Origin of the sequence: Streptomyces sioyaensis (genome assembly GCF_004122735.1) — a bacterium.
Lineage (GTDB): Bacteria > Actinomycetota > Actinomycetes > Streptomycetales > Streptomycetaceae > Streptomyces > Streptomyces sioyaensis.
The window spans coordinates 1-4,708 of the sequence record NZ_SDIF01000231.1; the positions used below are offsets into that span (position 1 = coordinate 1).

At 72.6% G+C, this 4,708-nt stretch carries 3 protein-coding genes; 2 read left to right on the top strand and 1 reads right to left on the bottom strand.

The window, feature by feature from the left end:
• Positions 1 to 149: 149 nt before the first annotated feature.
• Positions 150 to 1,670, bottom strand: a complete 1,521-nt coding sequence (rpsA, locus tag EST54_RS33270) for a 30S ribosomal protein S1 (protein WP_129251402.1) — start codon at positions 1,668 to 1,670, stop codon at positions 150 to 152.
• 378 nt (positions 1,671 to 2,048) lie between these two features.
• Here rpsA and EST54_RS33280 point away from each other — a divergent pair, with 378 nt between their 5' ends.
• The gene (locus EST54_RS33280; protein ID WP_129251404.1) at positions 2,049 to 2,888 is read left to right on the top strand and encodes a class I SAM-dependent methyltransferase; all 840 of its coding nucleotides are present in this window, start codon (positions 2,049 to 2,051) and stop codon (positions 2,886 to 2,888) included.
• Between the two features lie 140 nt (positions 2,889 to 3,028).
• The coding region (locus EST54_RS33285) for a helicase-related protein (RefSeq protein ID WP_275543287.1) at positions 3,029 to 4,708 on the top strand (1,680 nt) is incomplete at its 3' end.

Sequence of the window (4,708 nt, forward strand, 5' to 3'; positions counted from 1 at the left end):
TCGCCAGCACCACCCGGCGCACGCCGTCCCCGCCCGCCAGCACCGCATCCTGCACCTCGGCCGCCGCCCGCCCTGCGGGTACGCCGAAGGCCCGCTCCCCCTGAGGGGAACGGGCCTTCGACTATCGGCTAGTGCCTATCGGCGAGAGCTCAGCTCTGGCCGCCGGCCAGCTTCTCGCGGAGCGCGGCGAGCGCCTCGTCCGACGCCAGGGCGCCGGAGTTGTCCGCCGACTCCGAGGAGTACGAGCCGCCGCCACCGGCGTTGCCGCCGCCGGCCTGGCCGCCACCCTGCGCCGCCGGCGCCGCAGCGCCCTCGGCCGCAGCCTGCTCGTCGGCCTCGCGGGACTTGATGACCTGAGCCTGGTGCTGCTCGAAGCGCTGCTGCGCCTCGGCGTACTGGTTCTCCCACGCCTCGCGCTGAGCCTCGTAGCCCTCGAGCCAGTCGTTGGTCTCGGGGTCGAAGCCCTCGGGGTAGATGTAGTTGCCCTGGTCGTCGTAGGACGCGGCCATGCCGTACAGGGTCGGGTCGAACTCGACCGCCGCGGGGTCGGCACCGAAGGACTCGTTGGCCTGCTTCAGCGAGAGGCTGATGCGACGGCGCTCGAGGTCGATGTCGATGACCTTGACGAAGATCTCGTCGTTGACCTGGACGACCTGCTCCGGGATCTCGACGTGGCGCTCGGCCAGCTCGGAGATGTGGACCAGGCCCTCGATGCCCTCGTCGACGCGCACGAACGCACCGAAGGGAACGAGCTTGGTGACCTTACCCGGGACGACCTGACCGATCTGGTGGGTCCGGGCGAACTGCTGCCACGGGTCTTCCTGCGTCGCCTTGAGCGACAGGGACACGCGCTCGCGGTCCATGTCGACGTCCAGGACCTCGACCGTGACCTCCTGGCCGACCTCGACGACCTCGGAGGGGTGGTCGATGTGCTTCCAGGACAGCTCGGAGACGTGGACGAGACCGTCGACGCCGCCCAGGTCCACGAAGGCACCGAAGTTGACGATGGAGGAGACGACGCCGGAGCGCACCTGACCCTTCTGGAGGGTGGTGAGGAAGGTCTGGCGGACCTCGCTCTGGGTCTGCTCCAGCCAGGCACGGCGGGACAGGACCACGTTGTTGCGGTTCTTGTCCAGCTCGATGATCTTGGCCTCGAGCTCCTTGCCCACGTAGGGCTGAAGGTCGCGGACGCGGCGCATCTCGACCAGGGAGGCCGGGAGGAAGCCACGGAGGCCGATGTCGAGGATGAGACCACCCTTGACGACCTCGATGACGGTACCGGTGACGATGCCGTCCTCTTCCTTGATCTTCTCGATGGTGCCCCAGGCGCGCTCGTACTGGGCGCGCTTCTTCGAGAGGATCAGGCGGCCTTCCTTGTCCTCCTTCTGGAGGACCAGGGCCTCGATCTCGTCACCGACGGCGACGACCTCATTGGGGTCGACGTCGTGCTTGATCGAGAGCTCACGGCTCGGGATGACGCCTTCGGTCTTGTAACCGATGTCGAGCAGGACCTCGTCCCGGTCGACCTTCACGATGACGCCGTCGACGATGTCGCCGTCGTTGAAGTACTTGATCGTCTCGTCGATCGCGGCGAGGAAGGCTTCCTCGTTACCGATGTCGTTGACCGCAACCTGCGGAGTGGTGGCGGTGGTCTCGGTGCTGCTCGTCATGTGGGAAAGGGCTCCGGTACGGACATTGAAGTCGTAGGTACTGCTACGCCGAGAGCCCGTATCGCCTCTGCAGAAGCCGGACAGTGTCAAGGGCGCACCTTCGGGAGAACCGCAGATGCCAGAGCATCCGGAGCGACCCGAATCGCCTCAAAACCGAGGGGACATACATACAGATGCGAGCGCGGCCTGCTCGGTCTGAGGCGCGCAAGCCCGCAGCGCAACTTGTAGCATACGGGGGCAGCCGGACCCGGTCAATGCGCGAACGCGCACACCCGGGGCAGAACGCCCCATAACCGGCACACGCGATGTTCCACGAGGTCGAACGGCCTCACAGCCCCTGCAGCGACAAGCAGAGCGAACACTACGACGACGGGCGCCATGAACCAAGAGCACGAGCCGGAGGCGACCCGCCGTGACGCCTCGGACACCGAAAGCAGCCGGGCCAGCCGGGGCTGGTGGGACAGCAACGCGGACGAGTACCAGAGCGAGCACGGGGCGTTCCTCGGGGACGACCGCTTCATCTGGGGTCCCGAGGGGCTGGACGAGGCGGAGGCCGCGCTGCTCGGTCCGGCGGCCGAGCTGAAGGGGCGGCGGATCCTGGAGATCGGGGCCGGCGCGGCGCAGTGCTCCCGCTGGCTGGCGGCGCAGGGCGCGCTCCCGGTGGCGCTGGACCTCTCCCACCGGCAGTTGCAGCATGCGCTGCGGATCGCCGACGGGGCGGCGGACGACACCACGGAGCTGGTGGAGGCGGACGCCGGGGCGCTGCCGTTCCGCGACGGCAGTTTCGACCTCGCCTGTTCCGCGTACGGGGCGCTGCCGTTCGTCGCGGATCCGGTGCGGGTGCTGCGTGAGGTGCGCCGGGTGCTGCGGCCGGGCGGCCGGTTCGTCTTCTCCGTGTCGCACCCGCTCCGCTGGGCCTTCCCGGACGAGCCGGGGCCCGAGGGGCTCTCGGTGGGGGCGTCGTACTTCGATCGCACGCCGTACGTCGAACAGGACGAGTCCGGGCGGGCGGTGTATGTGGAGCACCACCGGACGCTGGGCGACCGGGTGCGGGACGTGGTGGCCGCGGGGTTCCGGCTGGACGATCTGGTGGAACCGGAATGGCCGGAATGGAACACCCAGGAGTGGGGCGGCTGGTCCCCGCTGCGCGGGCATCTGATCCCGGGGACGGCGATCTTCGTGTGCACGGCGGCTGCCGACGCCCCGGTACGAGGCTGACGGACGCAGGTCCACAGCGGACGGGCGGGACTTTGCGGGGCCGACCGGGGCCGTCCTGAGCCATCCGGGGCCGTCCTGGGCCGTCCTGGGCCGGACAGTGTGCCGGCTGGTGGATGTCGCGGGGGCGGCAGACTGGGGGCGTGATCCGTCGTGACGTCCTCGCCCAGTTGCCCGTCCGTACCGCGTTGCCCGCGCTGCGCGCCGCTCTCGACGGGCCCGGTGCCGCGGTGCTGTGCGCGCCGCCGGGCACCGGCAAGACGACGCTGGTGCCGCTGGAGCTTGCGGGTCTGACGGGTGCGGGTCCGGTGCGGCGGGTGCTGGTCGCCGAGCCGCGCCGGATCGCGGCCCGGGCGGCCGCGCGCCGGATGGCCTGGCTGCTGGGCGAGAAGGCCGGTGAGCGGGTGGGGTTCACGGTGCGCGGGGAGCGCCGGGCCGGGGCCCGTACGGTCGTCGAGGTGGTGACCACCGGGGTGCTGCTGCAGCGGCTGCAGCGCGATCCGGAGCTGGCCGGGGTCGATGTGGTGGTCCTCGACGAGTGTCATGAGCGGCATCTCGACGCCGACACCTCCGCGGCCTTCCTGCTGGACGTACGGGAGACGCTGCGGCCCGAGCTGGGGCTGGTGGCGGCGTCGGCCACTACGGACGCCGAGGGGTGGGCGCGGTTGCTGGGCGGCTCCGCGGGGGCGGCGCCGGTGGTCGAGGCGGCGGGCGTGTCGCACCCCGTGGACGTGGTGTGGGCGCCGCCGCAGCGGCCGGTGCAACCGGCGCACGGGATGCGGGTCGATCCGGCGCTGCTGGGGCATGTGGCGGCGGTGGTGCGGCGGGCGCTGCACGAGCAGACCGGCGATGTGCTGTGTTTCCTGCCCGGTGTCGGGGAGATCGGGCGGGTCGCCGGGCAGCTGGCCGGGGTGGACGCCGAGGTGCTGCAGGTGCACGGGCGGGCGGCGGCCGAGGTGCAGGATGCGGTGCTGGCGGGCGGGGACGGCGTGCGCCGGGTGGTGCTGGCGACGTCGGTGGCGGAGTCCAGCCTGACGGTGCCGGGTGTGCGGGTGGTGGTGGACAGCGGGCTGGCGCGGGTGCCGCGGACGGATCATGCGCGCGGGCTCAGTGCGCTGGCGACCGTACGGGCCTCCCGGGCGGCGGCCCGCCAGCGTGCCGGCCGGGCGGGGCGGGAGGCGCCGGGCGTGGTCTACCGCTGCTGGGCGCAGGGCGAGGACGGGCGGCTGCCGGCGTTTCCCGATCCGGAGATCAAGGTGGCCGATCTGACGGCGTTCGCGTTGCAGGCGGCGTGCTGGGGCGATCCGGCGGCCCGTGGTCTCGCGCTGCTCGACGCGCCGCCGGCCGGTGCACTGGCCGCGGCCCGGGAGGTGCTGACGGCGGTCGGCGCGGTGGACGCGGAGGGCCGGGCGACCGGCCGGGGTGTCCGGATGGCGCGGCTCGGGCTGCATCCGCGGCTGGCGCGTGCCCTGCTGGACGGGGCGCCCGAGGTGGGCCTGCGGCGTGCCGCGGAGGTGGTCGCGCTGCTGAGTGAGGAGCCGCCGCGGGCGTACGGGGACGATCTGGCGGCCGCGTGGCGCACCGTGCGCCGGGGCGGCGACGCGTATGCGGCGCGGTGGCGGCAGGAGGCCCGGCGGCTGGCGTCGGCGGCCGGTGAGCCGCGGGCCGGGGCAGGCGGCGGGGACGGGGCCGCGGTGGGTGCTGCCGGGGGGCGTGGCGACGATGCCGTTGCCGGGCTCATTGCGGCGCTGGCGTTCCCGGAGCGGGTGGCCCGGGCCCGCGGGGGCGGGAGTTTCCTCCTGGCGTCCGGGACGGGGGCCGAG

Excerpts from the sequence above, each read along its gene's own strand:
- EST54_RS33280 (WP_129251404.1), top strand. The coding sequence starts at position 2,049 with ATGAACCAAGAGCACGAGCCGGAGGCGACCCGCCGTGACGCCTCGGAC.
- rpsA (WP_129251402.1), bottom strand. The coding sequence starts at position 1,670 with ATGACGAGCAGCACCGAGACCACCGCCACCACTCCGCAGGTTGCGGTC.